Annotated in this window: 18 protein-coding genes; 10 read left to right on the forward strand and 8 right to left on the reverse strand. The window is 72.9% G+C overall.

Translation table 11 applies throughout. From position 1 onward, the window contains the following. Positions 1–34: 34 nt before the first annotated feature. Positions 35–553 (forward strand): FxsA family protein, encoded by a 519-nt coding sequence (locus KBX26_RS19870; protein ID WP_210866120.1) that lies wholly within the window; start codon positions 35–37, stop codon positions 551–553. A 70-nt stretch (positions 554–623) separates the two neighbouring features. On the opposite strand, the gene KBX26_RS19875 is transcribed toward KBX26_RS19870, so the two are convergent. The 3 genes from KBX26_RS19875 to KBX26_RS19885 all read right to left on the reverse strand — a co-directional run bounded on the left by KBX26_RS19875 (position 624) and on the right by KBX26_RS19885 (position 3,739). Continuing rightward, on the reverse strand, positions 624–965 hold the full coding sequence (locus KBX26_RS19875) for an RNA polymerase-binding protein RbpA (protein ID WP_030327608.1): 342 nt from the start codon (positions 963–965) through the stop codon (positions 624–626). Between the two features lie 231 nt (positions 966–1,196). Further along, positions 1,197–2,351 (reverse strand): hypothetical protein, encoded by a 1,155-nt coding sequence (locus KBX26_RS19880; protein ID WP_030327609.1) that lies wholly within the window; start codon positions 2,349–2,351, stop codon positions 1,197–1,199. Between the two features lie 26 nt (positions 2,352–2,377). Then, positions 2,378–3,739, reverse strand: coding sequence for an MFS transporter (locus tag KBX26_RS19885; protein WP_210866121.1), 1,362 nt, complete (start codon positions 3,737–3,739; stop codon positions 2,378–2,380). Positions 3,740–3,795: 56 nt separating this feature from the next. On the opposite strand from KBX26_RS19885, the gene KBX26_RS19890 reads away from it, so the two are divergent. The 4 genes from KBX26_RS19890 (at position 3,796) to KBX26_RS19905 (ending at position 7,802) form a co-directional block, all read left to right on the forward strand. Further along, complete coding sequence (locus KBX26_RS19890; protein WP_247680838.1) at positions 3,796–4,440, forward strand: TetR/AcrR family transcriptional regulator; 645 nt, start codon at positions 3,796–3,798, stop codon at positions 4,438–4,440. Between the two features lie 58 nt (positions 4,441–4,498). Then, positions 4,499–5,839 carry an NAD(P)/FAD-dependent oxidoreductase gene (locus KBX26_RS19895; RefSeq protein ID WP_030327612.1) on the forward strand — a complete coding sequence of 447 codons (1,341 nt, stop codon included), beginning with the start codon at positions 4,499–4,501 and terminating at the stop codon, positions 5,837–5,839. Continuing rightward, on the forward strand, positions 5,836–6,690 hold the full coding sequence (locus KBX26_RS32790; RefSeq protein ID WP_210866122.1) for an SDR family oxidoreductase: 855 nt from the start codon (positions 5,836–5,838) through the stop codon (positions 6,688–6,690). Before KBX26_RS19895 ends, KBX26_RS32790 begins: the two co-directional genes overlap by 4 nt. 104 nt (positions 6,691–6,794) lie before the next feature. Continuing rightward, positions 6,795–7,802, forward strand: a complete 1,008-nt coding sequence (locus KBX26_RS19905) for an RNA polymerase subunit sigma-70 (RefSeq protein ID WP_210866123.1) — start codon at positions 6,795–6,797, stop codon at positions 7,800–7,802. A 38-nt stretch (positions 7,803–7,840) separates the two neighbouring features. Here the strand turns inward: KBX26_RS19905 and KBX26_RS19910 are convergent, their stop codons facing one another. Continuing rightward, entirely contained in the window at positions 7,841–8,404 is a 564-nt protein-coding gene (locus KBX26_RS19910) for a dihydrofolate reductase family protein (protein WP_030327615.1), read from the reverse strand. A gap of 141 nt (positions 8,405–8,545) precedes the next feature. After that, on the reverse strand, positions 8,546–9,196 hold the full coding sequence (locus tag KBX26_RS19915; protein WP_210860579.1) for a LysE family translocator: 651 nt from the start codon (positions 9,194–9,196) through the stop codon (positions 8,546–8,548). Positions 9,197–9,445: 249 nt separating this feature from the next. Here KBX26_RS19915 and KBX26_RS19920 point away from each other — a divergent pair, with 249 nt between their 5' ends. Together KBX26_RS19920 and KBX26_RS19925 are read left to right on the forward strand one after the other, a co-directional pair. Then, on the forward strand, positions 9,446–9,928 hold the full coding sequence (locus KBX26_RS19920) for a DUF1992 domain-containing protein (protein WP_210866124.1): 483 nt from the start codon (positions 9,446–9,448) through the stop codon (positions 9,926–9,928). 32 nt (positions 9,929–9,960) lie between these two features. Beyond that, complete coding sequence (locus KBX26_RS19925) at positions 9,961–10,503, forward strand: GNAT family N-acetyltransferase (protein WP_210866125.1); 543 nt, start codon at positions 9,961–9,963, stop codon at positions 10,501–10,503. A 3-nt stretch (positions 10,504–10,506) separates the two neighbouring features. Here the strand turns inward: KBX26_RS19925 and KBX26_RS19930 are convergent, their stop codons facing one another. Further along, on the reverse strand, positions 10,507–11,082 hold the full coding sequence (locus KBX26_RS19930) for a maleylpyruvate isomerase N-terminal domain-containing protein (protein WP_374224316.1): 576 nt from the start codon (positions 11,080–11,082) through the stop codon (positions 10,507–10,509). Between the two features lie 102 nt (positions 11,083–11,184). Between KBX26_RS19930 and KBX26_RS19935 the strand changes: the two genes are divergently transcribed. Beyond that, positions 11,185–12,168: a helix-turn-helix domain-containing protein gene (locus KBX26_RS19935; protein WP_210860573.1), complete on the forward strand. Its 984-nt coding sequence runs from the start codon at positions 11,185–11,187 to the stop codon at positions 12,166–12,168. Here the strand turns inward: KBX26_RS19935 and KBX26_RS19940 are convergent. Next, the gene (locus KBX26_RS19940; protein WP_247680839.1) at positions 12,092–12,652 is read right to left on the reverse strand and encodes a tetratricopeptide repeat protein; all 561 of its coding nucleotides are present in this window, start codon (positions 12,650–12,652) and stop codon (positions 12,092–12,094) included. The two genes, KBX26_RS19935 and KBX26_RS19940, sit on opposite strands and share 77 nt — an antisense overlap. A 57-nt stretch (positions 12,653–12,709) precedes the next feature. Next, entirely contained in the window at positions 12,710–13,573 is an 864-nt protein-coding gene (locus tag KBX26_RS19945) for an NmrA family NAD(P)-binding protein (protein WP_210866126.1), read from the reverse strand. A gap of 86 nt (positions 13,574–13,659) precedes the next feature. Here KBX26_RS19945 and KBX26_RS19950 point away from each other — a divergent pair, with 86 nt between their 5' ends. Both KBX26_RS19950 and KBX26_RS19955 read left to right on the forward strand, forming a co-directional pair. Next, positions 13,660–14,379, forward strand: coding sequence for a TetR/AcrR family transcriptional regulator (locus KBX26_RS19950; RefSeq protein WP_210866127.1), 720 nt, complete (start codon positions 13,660–13,662; stop codon positions 14,377–14,379). Positions 14,380–14,736: 357 nt separating this feature from the next. Continuing rightward, positions 14,737–16,119, forward strand: a complete 1,383-nt coding sequence (locus KBX26_RS19955) for an FAD-dependent monooxygenase (RefSeq protein WP_210866142.1) — start codon at positions 14,737–14,739, stop codon at positions 16,117–16,119. The last annotated feature ends 51 nt before the right edge of the window (positions 16,120–16,170 follow it).

The raw sequence follows: 16,170 nt of genomic DNA on the forward strand, positions 1-16,170 counted from the left end.
TCCGTGGTGTCCGTAGGAATGGCGATGAGGTGAGATGCGCCGAGGACTGAGGTGCGTACCGTTGGCCCTGTTGCTGGCGGTGGTGCTGGAGCTGGCGGTGTTCGTCGGCGTGGGACGGGCGCTGGGGTTCGGCGCGGCGGTGTTGCTGGTGTTCGCTGCGTCCCTGCTGGGTCTGGTGCTGCTGCGCCGCGAGGGGATGCGCGCCTGGCGGGGGTTCCGTTCCGCAGCGGCGGCCGGGCAGCCCCCCGGCGGGCAGGTGACCGACGGCCTGGTGGGGTTGGCGGGCGCGTTGTTGCTGGCGGTGCCCGGCCTGGTCAGCGGGCTGGTCGGGGTGTTGCTGCTGGTGCCGCCGGTGCGTCGGCTGGCCCGCGCCGGGGTGCGCCGCGCCACCGAGCGGCGGGTGTCGTCGATGGTCGCCGGTGACCTGTTCGGGCCGCGCACGGTGCGGGTGCGCCAGGGTGCGCCGCAACCGACCCCGCAACCGGAACAGCCGGTGGTGGTCGACGGCGGTCGGGCCATCGAGGGTGAGATCGTCGAGCCCGGTCGGCACTGACACCGCCCATCAGACACGGCGACGCCCCCGGGGGTTTCCCCGGGGGCGTCGCCGTTGTGTGTCGTGCGGCTCAGGCGCGGCCGCGGCGGGTCCGAACCTCCTGCAGGCGCTCCTCCAGGATGTCCTCCAGCTCGGCGATCGAGCGCCGCTCCAGAAGCATGTCCCAGTGGGTACGCGGCGGCTTGGCCTTCTTCTGCTCCGGCTCGCTGCCGTCGACGAGTCGGGCGACGCTGCCGTCGAACTTGCATTCCCAGGTCGTCGGGACCTCGGCGTCGACGGCGAACGGCACCTCGAACTGGTGGCCCTTGGCGCAGAGGTACTCGCGGGTCTGACGCGGCGCGAGCTCCGTGTTGCGGTCGGATTCATAGCTCACCGCGCCAAGGCGGCTTCCGCGCAGCATACGCTCGCCCATGATCGACTTCCCCTCGTTCGTGGTGCTGGTCTTCTGGGTGTAACGGTGCGTCCCCGCCGCGCCATTCCCGCCCGAGGGCGTGAGGCGTCCACGGGTGGGCCGGGACCAAGGGTAGCCGGCCGGGACGGTCACCCGGTGAGGTGATCCCCAGGCGAGTCGCGACAAGGGTGCGTGTGCGCGGCCACCGGGGAGGTTAACCGCGCAAGCTTACCGAAGGTTGCGCCACGATGCTCAAGTCGTGTCGCCGGGAGTGCCGGCGCCGAGACGGGCCAACGCCAACGCCAGGTCGCTGACCTGGTCGCCGAGCTGCGCCACCCGCCGCTGGGCAAGATCCCGGTCGGCCTCGGCGGCGTCGAGCCGTACCGTCAGGGCGGTGCGGTGTCCCTCGGCGGTCGCCGCGGCCTGCCGGGCCACGCTCAGCTCGGCGGTGAGCGTGTCGCGGTGGGCGGCCACGGCGGTCAGCTCCGCGCGCAGGCGCGCGGCCAGCTCCGCGGCCTCCTGCCGGGCCTCGTCGGCCTGCCGGGCGGCGACCTCGGCGCGGTCGCGGGCCCGGTCGGCCTGCTCACGCGCCCGGGCCGCGTCGGCGGCCTCCGCCCGGGTACGCGCCGCGTCGGCGCGGGACTGCTCGATCTGACGCCGGACGTCCTGCACCTCGGCCTGCCACCGCCCGGCCCGCTCGGTCGCGTCGGCGGCGGCCCGGGTGGCCCGCTCAGCCTCGGCGCGCACCGCGTCGCGTTCCACGACGAGATCGGCGACCCGCTGCCGCTCGGCGTCGCGTTGCGCGCGCAGGTCCCGCACCTCCGCGCGGGCCTGGTCGCGGTCGCGTTCGGCCTGCACACGCAGCGCCTCGGCGGCGCTGGCCGCGTGGCGCGCCTGGTCCCGGGCGTCCTCGGCGTGTTGTGCCCGCTCGTCGGCGGCGGTGGCCTGCCGGTGCGCCAGCTCGGCGCGCTGACGGGCGGCGTCGGCGTCGGCGCGGGCGTCGCGGGCCTGCTCGCGGGCGCGCGTCGCGTCGGCCGCCGCGGCCTCGGCGTCGTCGCGGGCCTCGTCACGTTCGGCCTGCGCCGCAGCGATCTCGGTGGCGGCCTCCGCGCGGGCCTGGGCGAGCTGCCGCTGCACACCCACCGGGGACAACTCGGCGTGCAGCGACTCGGTCAACGTCTCGACGATCTGGTCGAGCCGGTCCACCGCCTCCCAGGTGCGGGCCACCTGCCCCGGCAGGCCGGGGGCGTTGCGGTGCCGCATCCGGCTGTTGCGGGAGGCGCGCTGGCAGGCGCCGTCGTTGTCGCGGCAGTAGCGAAACGGTCGACCCGCGCCGACACGCTGCGGCACCGGCGCTCCACAGTGGGCGCAGGGACGGGTCTCGGTGGTGGCGGGCTGGGCGTCCATCGAGGGCGAAGTCTAGTGCCGGCCGCTCAGGTCGTCGTCCGGGCCGTCGCGTCCAGGGTGTAGCGGCGTTGCAGCAGCAGCGCCGCGAGCATCGCCACCGCCGGCAGCAAGCCGAAGCCGTAGCGGACCGCCGCGAGCGCGGCGTCCGGCTGCACCGGCGACTCACCGGCCGTCGAGGCCACGAAACCACCCACCGCCAGGCACAACGCGTACGCGTACGGGCCCAGCGCCGCGCCGGTGGCCTCGGTTGCCGTCCACACCCCGGTGTAGGTGCCGGCCCCGGTGCCGCCGGTGTCGGAGCTGGCGGCGCGGATCACGTCGGGCAGCATCGAGAACGGCAACAGTTGCATGCCGGCGAACGCCACCCCGAGCACCGCCACCGCGGCGATCAGCACCGGCAGGCCGGCCGGTCGGCCCACCGCCAGCACCAGCGAGCCGACGGCGAACGCGCCCTGCGCGCCGAGCAGCGCCCGCTGCTTGCCGACGCGTCGCGCCACCACCAGCCAGAGCGGGGTGACCAGCAGCGCCGGCGCCACGAACGCGGCCACCAGCACCGTGGTCAGGCCGGGCGCGCGCAGCTCGTACTCGGCGTAGTAGGGCACGCCGGCGAGCACCAGGTGGGTGGTGGTGGACATCGCCAGGTACGCGGCGACCAGCCACCGGAACTGCGCATCGCGCAGCGCGACGCGCAGCGCCCGCCACCCGCCGTGCCCGGCCGGGGTCCGATCCGCCGCGGAGCCGCGCAGCCGGGCGATGCCGGCGACACCGACCAGCATGGCCACCAGCATCCCCACCGCGAGGATCACGCCCATGCGTTGGTAGCCGCCCCGGGTCGCGGCGTCGCCGCCGGTGAGCAGGGGGGCCAGCAGCCCGGAGACCAGGATGCCCAGGGTCAGCACGACCATCCGGAAGGCCATCAGCCGGGTGCGTTCGTGGTAGCCGATCCGCAGGTCGGCGGGGGTGGCCAGGTAGGGGACCTGGTAGGCGGCGAAGAGCAGGTTGCCGGCGATGAAGAACACCGCCACCCACGCGGCGGCCGGTGCTCCGGTCAGGCCGCCGGGCACGGCGAAGAGCGCGGCGAACGCGACCGGCAGGGCGCAGCCGAGCAGCAGCAGGCGACGCCGGTCGCCGCGGCGGGTCTGTTCCACGTCGGCGCGGTGCCCCACCCAGGGGTGCAGCAGCACGTCGGCGATCTTCGGCAGCAGCAGCGTCAGGCCGGCCAGCCACGGGCCGACGGCCAGCACGTCGGTGAGGAAGTACAGCAGCAGCAGGCCGGGCACCGTCACCCAGACACCCATGCCGAGGGAGCCGGCGGCGAAGCCCGCCAGTGGGCCGCGGGGCAGTGTCGCGTCGGTGGCGGCCGCCGGCCGCCGGTCCAGCCCGGTCATCGCCGCATCCTCTCCGCAATCCAACGGTTGCTGGATTCTAGGGGCAGAATGGCGTCATGACCATGCCCCGCCGCCGCCCGGGTCGGCCCCGCCGCGACGAGACCCGGCCGACCCGCGAGGTGGTGCTCACCGCGGCGACGGCGCTCTTCGCCGAGCGGGGTTTCGACGCCGTCGGGTTACGGGAGGTCGCCGCCGCCGCCGGGGTCGACGTCGCCACCGTCGCGCACCACACGGGTACGAAGGCGGCCCTCTACGACGCGTGCTTCGCCCGGGTGTTCGCCGCCGAGCGGGAGGTGCTGACCGCGGCCGCCGAGCAGGCCCGCGCCGCTGTCGACGCCGGTCCGGAGGCGGCGCGGCGGGCCCTGCACGAACTGGTCGACGTCTTCGTCGACTTCCTGGAGGACCGCCCCGAGACGACCGCGCTGTGGCTGCGGCGCTGGTTGGAGCCACAGCGGCACGCCGAGCTCGACAAGCGCTACGCCGAGCCGTTGTACCGGCTGGTCGGGCAGCTTCTCACCGCTGCCGCGGCGGCGGGCGCCCTGGATGAGCCGACTCCCCACATCACCGTGCGGAGCCTGGTGTGGGCCACCCACGGGCACGTGGTGGCGTTGGCCGCTGCGCCCGGGGCCCGGGAACGGCGCGAGTTCCGGACGTTCGTGCACCGGATGCTCGACGGGCTGTACGGGCCGCCGGCCCCTTGACGGGTCGCCGTCGCCCGACGATTATCCATCGGACGTTGGATTTATTGGGGGCGGGGCGATGGGCGCAGCACAGCGGGTGGCGGTGATCGGCGCCGGTGCCGCCGGGCTCGCCGCGGTCAAGGCACTACGGGACGCCGACGTGCCGACGGTCGGCTTCGAGGCCGCCGAGCAGGTCGGCGGCCTCTGGGTGTACGGGGCACCCGACTCACCCGCGTACCGCACGCTGCACCTCAACACCAGCCGCGGTCGTACCCAGTTCGCCGACCACCCGATGCCCACCGACTGGCCGGACTACCCCGACCACCGGCGCGTCGCCGGATACCTCGCCGACTACGCCGCCCGCTTCGGGCTGGCCGACACCATCCGGCTTCGGCACACCGTCGAGCGGGTCACCCGCAACCCCACCGGCACCTGGACGGTGGCCGCCACCGGCCCGACCGGCCCGGTCGAGGTCACCGTCGACGCGGTTGTCGTCGCCAACGGGCACAACCGGGTGCCCCGGCTGCCGGATCCCGGCTACCCCGGCGCCTGCACCGCCGAGCAGATGCACAGCCACGACTACCGGGGCCCGGAGCAGCTGGCCGGCAGGCGGGTCCTGGTCGTCGGCGGCGGGAACTCCGCGATGGACATCGCCGTGGACGCGTCGTACGCGGCGGCCCGCACCCTACTGTCGTTGCGCCGGGGCGTCTGGGTGGTGCCGAAGTACCTGCTGGGTCGCCCCTCGGACACCCTCAACGGGGCGTTGGCCCGCCGACTGCCGTGGCGGCTGCGTCAACGCGTCAGCCAGACGATGCTGAGCGCCACCGTCGGCAACCCGGCCCGCTACGGGCTGCCCGCGCCGACGCACGGCTTCCTCCAGGACCACCCGACGCTCTCCGACGGGTTGCTGTCGCGGCTGACCCACGGCGACGTCGAGGCCCGCCCCGGCGTCGCCGCCCTCGACGGCGACCGGGTGGAGTTCACCGACGGCCGCAGCGACACCGTCGACCTGATCATCTGGTGCACCGGCTACCGGGTGGACGTGCCGTTCCTCGACCCGGCGCTGCTCGCCGGCGGCGCCGACACCCTGCCGTTGTACCGGCACGTGTTCCACCCCGACGCCCCCGGACTGAGCTTCGTCGGGTTGATGCAGTCCACCGGTTCCGCGTTCCCGCTGGTCGAGGCGCAGGCCAAGCTGATCGCGGCGCACCTCGCCGGCCGGTACGCGCTGCCGGACCCGGACCGGCAGCGCGCCGTGTGCCGGGCCGAACTACGGGCCGCTACCGCCCGGTGGGGTCAGCGCCGCCCGGCGATGCGGGTGGACTTCGACGTCTACCTGGCCGAGCTGGCCCGGGAGCTGACCGCCGGGGCCCGCCGCGCCCGCTCCGGCGCACCGTCCTCGGTGCGGGCACCCCGGTGAGCGGCCGATCGCTGGCCGGCCGGCGGGTGCTGGTCACCGGGGCGAGCGGGACGTTCGGCCGCCACCTCGGCGCGGCGCTGAGCGCGGCCGACGCCCGGGTGGTGGGGCTCGACCTGCACGCCCGCCCCGACGACGACGTGCCGGTGCTCGGCTGCGACCTGACCGACCCGGACGCCGTACCGGCGGCGGTGCGGGCCGCCGTCGACCGGCTCGGCGGGCTTGACCTGCTGATCAACAACGCCGGGGTCGGTGGTCCCGCGCCGGCCGAGTTGCCACCCGACGAGGTGGTCCGCCGGCAACTGGAGGTCAACCTGCTGGCCGCCTGGCGCACCACCGCCGCCGCGCTGCCCGCACTGCTCACCACCCGCGGACGGGTGATCTTCGTGGCCAGCCGGATGGCGGTGCTGCCGCTGCCGCTCGCCGCCGCGTACGGGGTGAGCAAACGGGCACTGGTCGCCTACGCCGACGCGCTGCGCCACGAGGTGGGCACCCACGTCGGGGTGAGCGTCGTCTACCCGAGCATGGTCGCCTCACCGATTCACGACAGCACCGCCGAGGCCGGGCTGTCCCTGCGGGGGGTGTCCCGCCCCGAGCCCGTCGAAGGGGTGGTCGCGGCGATCCTGCGGACCGCCACCGCCCGGCGGGCGCCCCGGGATGTTTCGACCACCGCCCGTGGTCGGCTGGAGATGGCCGTCGGCCGGCACGCGCCCGCGCTGGCCGACCGGCTGGTGCGTCGTACCCTCGCCGCCCGGCTCGCCGCCGGTGACCTGGACGCCGCGCCGCTGGCCGCCGGGATGGTCGACCGGCACCGCGGGGCCGCCCGGAGGACGCCGGAAACCGGCGACAGGTAGCCGAGGCGGGCAGCGGTTCGCGCGTGACAGTGCCGGCGCGATCAGAAATGATCCACCAGGTCGTCAGCTCTGTTGGCCACTCGCACCGCTGGAAGGATGCTGACATGACCGACGCCACCCGGTTGGACGCCGACGAGACCGATCTTCTCGCGGCGGTCCGCGCGGGAGATCCCGCGCGGTTCGCGCTCCTGACCGAACGCCACCGGCGTGAGCTGCACGTGCACTGCTACCGGATGCTCGCGAACTACGAGGACGCCCAGGACATGACGCAGGAGACGTTCCTGCGCGCCTGGCACAAGCGGGAGTCCTTCAGGGGCCACGCGGCAGTACGGACCTGGCTGTACCGGATCGCGACGAACGCCTGCCTCGACTTCCTGAAGAAGCCCACCAACCGCGCACCCGCACCGTCCGCGCTGCCGGACGCCGACTCCGAGGTGATGTACCTGCAGCCGTACCCCGACCAGATGCTCCCCGAGGACCCGCAGGAGTCGGTGGTGGCGCGGGAGACGATCGAGCTGGCGTTCATCGTCGCCGTGCAGCACCTACCACCGCGCCAGCGGGCGGTGTTCATCCTGCGCGACGTGCTCGGCTGGCCGGCGTCGACGGCCGCCGACGCCCTGGAGCTGACCGTCGCGTCGGTGACCAGCGCACTGCAGCGGGCCCGCGTGACGATGCGCGAGCAGCTGCCCGACCGCCGCCTCGACTGGCGCAGCCCCGCCACCCACGAGCTGTCGAGCGACGAGCGCGGCGCGGTGGAGTCGTACATCCGCGCGCACGAGCGCAACGACCTCGACGGGCTGATGTCGCTGCTGCGCGACGACCTGCGCTTCGCGATGATGCCCGACCCGGGCACCGTGACCACGACGGCCAGGGACGCGGTGGACGGCTGGATCTCCGGTGGGCTCTTCCAGAGCGGCCACGACGACTGGCGCGGTATGACCACGATGGTCAACCGCATGCCAGCCGCCGCGCTCTACCTGCGCGCCCCCGACGACTCGCAGTACCGGCTGTTCGCCATCGCCGTGCTGCACATCGTCGACGGGAAGATCGCCGAGCTCACCGGCTTCGACGCCACCGACAAGCCGTGGCTGGACCTGGCACCGACACTGTGATCACAGATCCACGCACGGGCCGGGGCAGGTGACCGTTGCTATCGCCTCGTCTCGTACCGGGCCAGCGCCACACCGCCCGGGAACGTCCGCGTCTCCACCAGGTTCAGGTTCACCCAGCTGTCAAGTGCGCTGAAGAGCGGCTTGCCGCCGCCCAGCAGCACCGGGTGGGTCACAACCTCGAATTCGTCGACCAACCCGGCCCGCATCACCGCGCCAGCGAGCGTCACGCCACCAACCCTCATCGGCCCGCCGTCCTCGGCCTTGAGCCGGGTGATCTCGGCGACCGCGTCGCCGGTGACCAGCCGGGTGTTCCAGTCGACCTTGTCGATCGTCGAGGAGAACACCACCTTCGGCGTGTCCCGCCAGTTCCGCGCGAACTCGACCTGCGCCGGGGTGGCACCCGGCTGCTGGTCGCCGGTCGGCCAGTAGGAACTCATCATCTCCCACAGCTTGCGCCCGTACAGGAACAGCGCGATCGCCCGTTCGCGGTCGAGCCACCACTGGAACAGCTCGTCGGTCGGCCCGCTCCAACTGATGTCGTCGCCCGGCGCGGCGACGTAACCGTCCAGTGTCGCGTTCATGCCGAAGATCAGTTTCCGCATCGTGTCAGCCTCTCGTCAGTCGATCTCACCCGTACCGACGAGCGCGACGCGGAAACCTCATCGGTGCGTCGCACTGGCGAGCGGCGCACCCGTGGCCCGCTCTGCCGGACGGCCACCCGACCGGGGCGGTGGGCGGCCGGGTCAGGGCGTGGCCACGGCCGCGCGCGAGCGGTCCGCGGCGATGCGGATCGCCAGCGCGGCCAGGGCGGTGCCGGTCACCCAGCGCTGCACCCGTAGCCACACCGGCCGGCGGGCGAAGAACCCCGCGAGGGCGCCGGCGCTGAGCACGATCAGCGCGTTCACGCTCAACGCCACGGCGATCTGGGTCAGACCGAGCAGCAGGCTCTGCGTGGCGAGGTGCCCCCGGGTCGGGTCGATGAACTGGGGCAGCAGCGACACGTACAGGATGGCGATCTTCGGGTTGAGCAGGTTGGTGACCAGGCCCATGGTGAACAGCCGCCGGGGCGGGTCCGGTGGCAGCGGTGCGGGGGCGAACGGTGAACCGCCGCCCGGACGCAGCGTCCGCCAGGCCAGCCAGAGCAGGTAGCCGGCGCCGGCGAGCTTCACCACCGCGTACAGCGTCGGCACCAGGACGAAGACGGTGGCCAGTCCGGCGACCGCCGCCGCCAGGTAGACGCCGAATCCGGCGGCCACCCCGAGCAGCGAGACCAGCCCGGCCCTGCGGCCCTGCGCCACCGAGCGGGACACCAGGTAGACCATGTTCGGGCCGGGGGTGAGCACCAGCCCCAACGCCACCAACGCGATACCCAGCAGTGCGCCCGCACCGACCACGACGATTCCCCCGTTCGGTAGACCCCCACACTGACCGTAATCGGGACGAACATCCCGGCCCAGAGCCACCTGGCCGGCCCAGAGCCACCTGGCGAGCCGTGGCCTGCGATCCGGGGTGATCCACTCGCGTCTGCCGGCGCCCCGCGGCCACGGCGGGAATGCCCACCGTCACGGGCGCGCTGATCAGTGGCACACGCGTGCCGCCAACCGGAAGCGGCGCGTTACGGTGGCCAGGGGAGGTGCCGCAGGGTGACCGAGGCGTGGGAAGCGTCAGTCGAGGCGAAGATCCAGGATGCCATTCAGCGCGGCGAGTTCGACGACCTGCCCGGCACGGGCAAGCCGATCCCCGGTCGGGGGGTGCCGTACGACGAGGCCTGGTGGATCAAGAGCTTCCTGGAGCGCGAGGCACTCCCCAGTGACCTGCTGCTGCCCACGTCGCTGCAACTGCGCCGCCGTATCGAGCAGGTCCCCAACGAGGTCCGTGACCTGCCCACCGAGCAGTCCGTCCGGGACTTCGTCGGGCAGCTGAACGTGCAGATCGTGGCGTGGCTGCGCTTCCCCGACGACGGGCCCCGGATCGCGGTGCGCCCGGTCAACACCGAGGACGTCATCCGCCGTTGGCGCGCCGAACGGGCCCGCCCCGAGGTCACCGTCACCGTCACCGAAGCGGTGACCGCCGTGAGACCGTCGCGCCGGGGCTGGTGGCAGCGGTGGCGCCGCCGTCGGGGCTGACCCCACGGCCACGGACACGGCAGAATGTGCCGATGCTCATCGGATCATCACCGGCACCCGGCCCACCCTCGACACCGGGTGTCACCCTGCGTCAGTGGTGCGCCGACGACCTCGATGACCTGGTGGACGCGTACCGGGACCCGGTCCTGCGGCACTGGACCAGTCATCCGGTGACCAACGCCGCCGAGGCCCGGCGGTGGTTGGAGGGCACCCAGCGGGACCGGGCCGACGGCCGCCGGTACACCTTCGCCGTCGTCGAAGAGCAGGCCGACGGCGCGCGGCTGGTCGGCAACGTGGTGCTCAAGGGGGTCACTCCGCAGCGCCCGGCGCCGGAGGTGGGCTACTGGACGGCGTCGTGGGCACGCGGTCGTGGGGTCGCGCCCCGCGCGGTGACCGCGCTGAGCCGCTGGGCGTTCGACCGGTTCCCCGAGGTGACGCGTCTCGACCTGCTGCACCAGGTGGACAACGTGGCGTCCTGCCGGGTGGCGCAGAAGTGCGGCTTCGTGTTCCAGGAGGTTCTGCCGGCCCGGCCGCCGTTCCCGCTGGATGGTCACCGGCACGCCCTGCACGCCTAGGTGTCACTCCACCCTGGCCCGCCAGACCCAGGAGGTGCGCCGGGCCCGGCCGGGCAACTCACCGCGGCCGGTCATCCACAGCAGCACCTCGGGTGCCGCACCGGCCGGGGCGTCCGGGAAGAGTCGCCGCAGCACCAGCGCGCTCAGCCGCCGCGGTGGCTGCCACGGCACACCGAGGCCGAGGGTGATGTCGTGGGTGTGCAGCACGGTCTCGGCCACGCCCATGGCGGCGAAACCGGCCGGGTCGCACGGGCCCCAATGCCAGGCCCGCGTGTCCCGGTCCGCGGCGTCGACGGCGGTGGCGAGCAGACCGGCGCAGGCTCGCACCACGGTGAGCACCTGCGTCGGGCTCGCGTCGGGGGAGACCCGCAGGTCGTACGGCAGATAGCCGTCATCCGGGCGGCCGGCGACCTGGCCCGCGTACCCGATGAGGTCGTGCGCGACGTGCGCCGCGGTGGTCCAGCAGCTCCAGCTCAGCGAGCCGGCCGGCACCGACCAGTCGCGTTCGCGGTGTGGCTCCAGCACCCGGGTCATCTCCTCGGCCGCCTCGTGCAGGTCGGCACCGGTCACCACTGACACTCAGCAACCCCCTGGGACGCACCGCGTGTGGGAATCCCGTCATGGGCACCACGGATCGAAGCATGCAAGAATCCATCCTCGCATGCGGGGGAGGCGAGCAGAGTGTTGCCCAACCTGGTGGTGGACACGACGGTGCTACCACCGGCGGACCGGTTCGAGTTCTGGTACGCACTGATCGCTCAGGAGATGGCGCCTGCGCACATCAGCAGCGGTCACCTGGACAACTTCGTGGCCTACGCCCAGGCCATCGATCTGGGCCGCGTTCGGATGGCCTCGCTGCGGTACCCGTCGCTGGACTCGGTCCGGCCCGCGAAACTGGTCCGCAGAACCGAGGGGGACGTGTACCAGCTCGCGCTCCCACTCACCGGCCGCAGCACGCTGATCCAGGACCGCACCGAGTCCCCGTTGGAAGCCGGAAACCACTTCACGCTCCTGGACACCGCGCGGCCGCACGTCGCCCGGCACAGCGCTGACGGCTCCGGCCTCGCCCACACAATCACCGTGCAGATACCGCACCTGTCGCTACCAGTGGCGCCGGACCGGATCCGCCGGCTGCTGGCCACGCCGCTGCCGTCGCACGTCGGCGTCGGCGGGCTGTTGGTCCACCACCTCCGCAGCATCGCCGCACACCCGGAGCAGTACCAGCCGGCCCAGGCCGAGGTGCTGGGCAGCGTGGCGCTGGACCTGCTCGCCGCCGCGTTCGCCCAGTACCTCGACATCGAGGACACCCTGTCGCCGGAGGCCCGGCAAACCACGTTGCGGGCCCGCGTCGTCGATTTCATCGACCGCCACCTGGACAACGACGAGCTCAGCCCCCGCAGCGTCGCCGCCGTCCACCACATCTCGCTGCGATCGCTGCACCGCCTGTTCGAAGGTGACTCGACGACAGTCGCCGAACTCATCCGCGCCAAACGCCTGGAGCAGTGCCGGCGTGACCTCGCCAACCCGCTGGTGCGGCAACCGATCCACGCCATCGCCGCCCGTTGGGGTTTCCGGGACAAGGCCCACTTCAGTCGCCTCTTCCGGGCCCGCTACGGACGTTCACCGCAGGCCTACCGGACGACCGTCGCGCACCAGGACCGGTGACCGGTCCCTGTCGCCGGTGGTCGGTCGGATCGTCCTCGACGAAGTCACGGACGGCGACGCGGATGCTCTCGCCGTACGGGTCGTCCGGTAGGAGTACCAGGTGTTCGCGGGCTCGGGCGAGGTGCTCCCGAGCCGCAGCGACGTTACCCAGCCGCCGGTGACAGTCGGCCAGGTTGAGGTGCAGCGACGGCAGGAACGCCTGAACCTGCAGTGCGGACAGGTATCGCTGGGCGCGTTCGTCGGTCAGCTCGGACACCGCGGCCAGGGCACGTTCGTCCCAGCTCAGCTCCGCCTCGATGCTGTCCTGCAGGTCGGCGAGGTGATGCGCCAGGGTGCAGCGGTGCAGGGCGTCCCCGGTCGGGCCGATGTCGTCCCACAGCGCCGTGAGCAGCGCACGGGCCTCGGCGGGCGCGCCACCATGGCCGAGGTGCACGGCCTCGATGATGCGGGTCATGGTCGGATCGGCGGTCGGTTGCTCGGTCATGTCGCCGATGGTCGAGCCTCAACCACGTCGAGGGTCAACCTCCGCCGACCCGGCCCGTCAACGCTGGGCGACGATGGCCTCCAGTGCTGCGCGAGCGGATGTCGGACGGCGACCGATGAGGGTCTCCAGCGTCGGATCGGTGACGGCGAACTCGCCGCGACGCGCCGCGCGGTACATGCCGAGGGTGAAGTCGGCGGCCGCCGGGGGCATGCCACCTGCGATGGCGGCCGAGCGCCACTGGTCGTCGGTGACGACCACCCGGGTGACGGTGCGGCCCGTGATGTCGCTCAGGATGGCGGCCACCGCCTCGAGGTCGAGCGCCTGCCCAGCGGTCAGCGCCGGCGTGATGCCGTCGAGCAGGCCCTCCTCGGCCAGGGCGATGGCCGCGGCTTCGGCCAGGTCGGCGTGCGCGGTCCAGGACACCGGGCCGTCCGCCGGCGCCACGAGTTGACCGGTCTCCAACGCCGCCCCGATGCAGAGGCTGAGCGTGCTCGCGTAGAACCCGTTGCGCAGGGCGGTGAAGGGAACCCCCAGCCCGGCCAGGTGCTCCTCGGTCGCGGCGTGGGTGGGCTGGGGGGCGAACAGCGAGTCCCGGGAGGCGGCCTGGTGGCTGGTGTAGAGGATTCGTTTGGCTCCCGCGGCGTGGGCGGCGTCGATGGCGGCGCGGTTCGCGGCGACCGCAGCGGCCCCACGGATGGCGGCGGACACGACGAGGACCTGGTCGGCGCCCTCGAAGGCGTGCTCCAGCATGGCCGGGTCGGTGAAGTCGCCGGCGCGCACCCGCACACCCCGCTCGGCGAGGCCCACGGCCCGGTCGACGTCGCGCACGCTCACGCCCACCGCCTCGGCTGGTAACCGGTCGAGCAGCCGGTCGACGATCTGGGACCCGAGCTGACCAGTGGCACCGGTGACGACGAACATGTTGCACACTCCCTTGATATCGGCGTTACGACCGAGACGTTAGCAGCGATAATCCGTGGTTAACAAGTCGCTGTTAGCATTGATTCATGGTGACGACGCAGGACATGGCATCCCGCGACGACGTCCGCGCGGGCATCGTCGCGGCAGCAACCGAACTGCTGCGCGAGAAGGGCGCTAACGCGGTGACGACGCGCGCCGTCGCCCAGGCCGCAGGTGTGCAGGCGCCGACCATCTACCGCCTGTTCGGTGACAAGGACGGGCTCATCGACGCCGTCGCCGAGCACGTCATGGCCAGCTACGTCAGCGGCAAATCGGTCGCCACGCACGCCGCGACGGGTGACCCGGTCGCGGAGCTGCGCACCGGGTGGCGCACGCACGTGGAGTTCGGCCTGACAAACCCCGAGCTGTACGCCCTGATGGCCGCCCGGGGGAGCGGCGCACCCTCACCGGCGACCGTCGCGGGCCTCGACGTGCTCCGTCGTCGCGTCCGGCGACTCGCCGCAGCCGGTCTGCTGCGGGTCGACGAACAACGCGCACTCATAATGATCCACTCAGCGGGCCACGGAACCATCCTCGCGCTACTCGGAACGCCCCCCGAGCAGCGCGACCCCGGCCTGAGCGAGGCCATGCTCGACGCCGTGCTCACCAGCATCCTGTCGACAACCCCGGCGACACCCGACACGACCACGCACACGGTCGCGGTGACCTTCGCGACGGTGCTGCCCCACCTGCCGGGGCTCACCGACGCCGAACGCGCACTGATGGCCGAGTGGCTCCACCGATCGCTGACCCACTCGACGTCGTGACCACCCCCGGCGGCGGAAAAGAGCTCGACGCGACCTGGCCGGGGGAGATAGCGTGCCGCTGACCGCGACACCACCCGAGGAGGTGAGACCCATGAACGTTCAAGCGATGTGGGTGCTCCCCCTTACCGTCACGGTCGGGCGACTGACATAGGTGTCGCCGGGAGCGCCCCGCCAACACGGCACTCCCGAGAGGCAACACCTGTGCACCCTGCGCATTTCACCGCCGAAAACCCGTCGACCGCCCCCGTCGAGCCCGACTCCGTCGTCGGCGGCCGCCCGTCATCTCCGACCCGCAGCACCGATTACGCCCCCCGCACGTACGACGTGATCATCGCAGGGTGCGGACCGACAGGTGCGATGCTCGCCGCCGAGCTGCGGCTGCACGACGTCCGGGTACTCGTGGTGGAGAAGGAGACCGAGCCGCCGTCGGCCGTCCGCATCGTCGGCCTGCACATCCGCAGCCTGGAGCTGATGGCGATGCGCGGGCTGCTGGAACGCATCCTCCCGCACGGGCGGCAGCGTCCGGCCAGCGCCTACTTCGCCGCCATCCCCAAGCCCGCGCCCACGGGCCTGGATCCCCGGTACGCCTACCTGCTGGGCATTCCGCAGCCGGTCATCGAACGTCTGCTCGAAGAACACGCCGTCGAACTGGGCGCGCAGGTCCGGCGCGGTCGGGCGGTCGCCGCTGTCGAGCAGGACGACGACTGGGTGACCGTTGAGCTGGCCGACGGGGAACGGCTGCGCTCGCGATTCCTCGTCGGCTGCGACGGCGGGCGCAGCACAGTTCGCAAACTGCTCGGCGTCGGCTTTCCCGGCGAGCCGGCACGGACCGAGAGCCTGATGGGCGAGATGGCAGTAGGGATCCCGCCGGAGGAGATCGCCGTCAGGGTGGCCGAGATCCGCGAGACCCATCAACGGTTCTGGCTCCGGCCAGCAGGCGTCGGCGTCTACAGCGTCCTGGTCCCCGCCGCCGGCGTCAGTGACCGCGCCGAACCGCCCACCCTCGACGATTTCAAGCGCCAGTTGCGCGCCGTAGCCGGGACCGACTTCGGCGTTCACTCCCCACGCTGGCTCTCCCGCTTCGGCGACGCCATGCGGTTGGCCGACAGTTATCGGGTCGGACGGGTGCTGCTGGCCGGCGACGCGGCGCACATCCATCCCCCCATCGGCGGGCAGGGCCTCAACCTCGGCGTTCAGGACGCCGTCAACCTCGGCTGGAAACTGGCCGCACAGGTCCGCGGCTGGGCGCCGGAGGCCCTGCTCGACACCTACCAGGCCGAACGGCGTCCGGTCGCCGAGGACGTGCTGGACAACACCCGGGCCCAGACGCAGTTGCTGTCCACCGAACCGGGCGCACAGGCTGTGCGCCGGCTGCTCATCGAGCTGATGGACTTCGACGAGGTGAACCTGCACCTGCTCAAAAAGATCACCGCCATCGGCATCCGCTACGACTTCGGCGACGGCCCCGACCTGCTCGGTCGCCGGCTGCCCGACATCGACGTGAAGCACGGGCACCTCTACGGCCTGCTGCACCGCGGCCGTGGCCTGCTGCTGGACCGCACCGAACGCCTGACCGTCGGCGGCTGGTCCGACCGGGTCGACCACCTCGCGGATTCCACCGCGGCACTGGACGCTCCCGGCGTCCTGCTCCGCCCCGACGGCCACGTCGCCTGGATCGGCGACGACCAGCGGGATCTGGACCACCACCTCACCCGCTGGTTCGGCCGGCCCGTCCACTGATCCCGCCGCACCAACAGGTGCCGAGCCGTGGGGGCGGCCCCCGCGGGCCCG

It is taken from the genome of Micromonospora sp. C97 (assembly GCF_018070385.1).
GTDB classification, from domain to species: domain Bacteria; phylum Actinomycetota; class Actinomycetes; order Mycobacteriales; family Micromonosporaceae; genus Micromonospora; species Micromonospora parva.

What these genes read in the sequence shown, in the direction of transcription:
- KBX26_RS19870 (WP_210866120.1), top strand. Translation starts at nt 35, where the DNA reads ATGCGCCGAGGACTGAGGTGCGTACCGTTGGCCCTGTTGCTGGCGGTG.
- KBX26_RS19875 (WP_030327608.1), bottom strand. Translation starts at nt 965, where the DNA reads ATGGGCGAGCGTATGCTGCGCGGAAGCCGCCTTGGCGCGGTGAGCTAT.
- KBX26_RS19880 (WP_030327609.1), bottom strand. Translation starts at nt 2,351, where the DNA reads ATGGACGCCCAGCCCGCCACCACCGAGACCCGTCCCTGCGCCCACTGT.
- KBX26_RS19885 (WP_210866121.1), bottom strand. Translation starts at nt 3,739, where the DNA reads ATGACCGGGCTGGACCGGCGGCCGGCGGCCGCCACCGACGCGACACTG.
- KBX26_RS19890 (WP_247680838.1), top strand. Translation starts at nt 3,796, where the DNA reads ATGACCATGCCCCGCCGCCGCCCGGGTCGGCCCCGCCGCGACGAGACC.
- KBX26_RS19895 (WP_030327612.1), top strand. Translation starts at nt 4,499, where the DNA reads ATGGGCGCAGCACAGCGGGTGGCGGTGATCGGCGCCGGTGCCGCCGGG.
- KBX26_RS19905 (WP_210866123.1), top strand. Translation starts at nt 6,795, where the DNA reads ATGACCGACGCCACCCGGTTGGACGCCGACGAGACCGATCTTCTCGCG.
- KBX26_RS19910 (WP_030327615.1), bottom strand. Translation starts at nt 8,404, where the DNA reads ATGCGGAAACTGATCTTCGGCATGAACGCGACACTGGACGGTTACGTC.
- KBX26_RS19925 (WP_210866125.1), top strand. Translation starts at nt 9,961, where the DNA reads ATGCTCATCGGATCATCACCGGCACCCGGCCCACCCTCGACACCGGGT.
- KBX26_RS19940 (WP_247680839.1), bottom strand. Translation starts at nt 12,652, where the DNA reads ATGACCGAGCAACCGACCGCCGATCCGACCATGACCCGCATCATCGAG.
- KBX26_RS19945 (WP_210866126.1), bottom strand. Translation starts at nt 13,573, where the DNA reads ATGTTCGTCGTCACCGGTGCCACTGGTCAGCTCGGGTCCCAGATCGTC.
- KBX26_RS19950 (WP_210866127.1), top strand. Translation starts at nt 13,660, where the DNA reads ATGGTGACGACGCAGGACATGGCATCCCGCGACGACGTCCGCGCGGGC.
- KBX26_RS19955 (WP_210866142.1), top strand. Translation starts at nt 14,737, where the DNA reads ATGCTCGCCGCCGAGCTGCGGCTGCACGACGTCCGGGTACTCGTGGTG.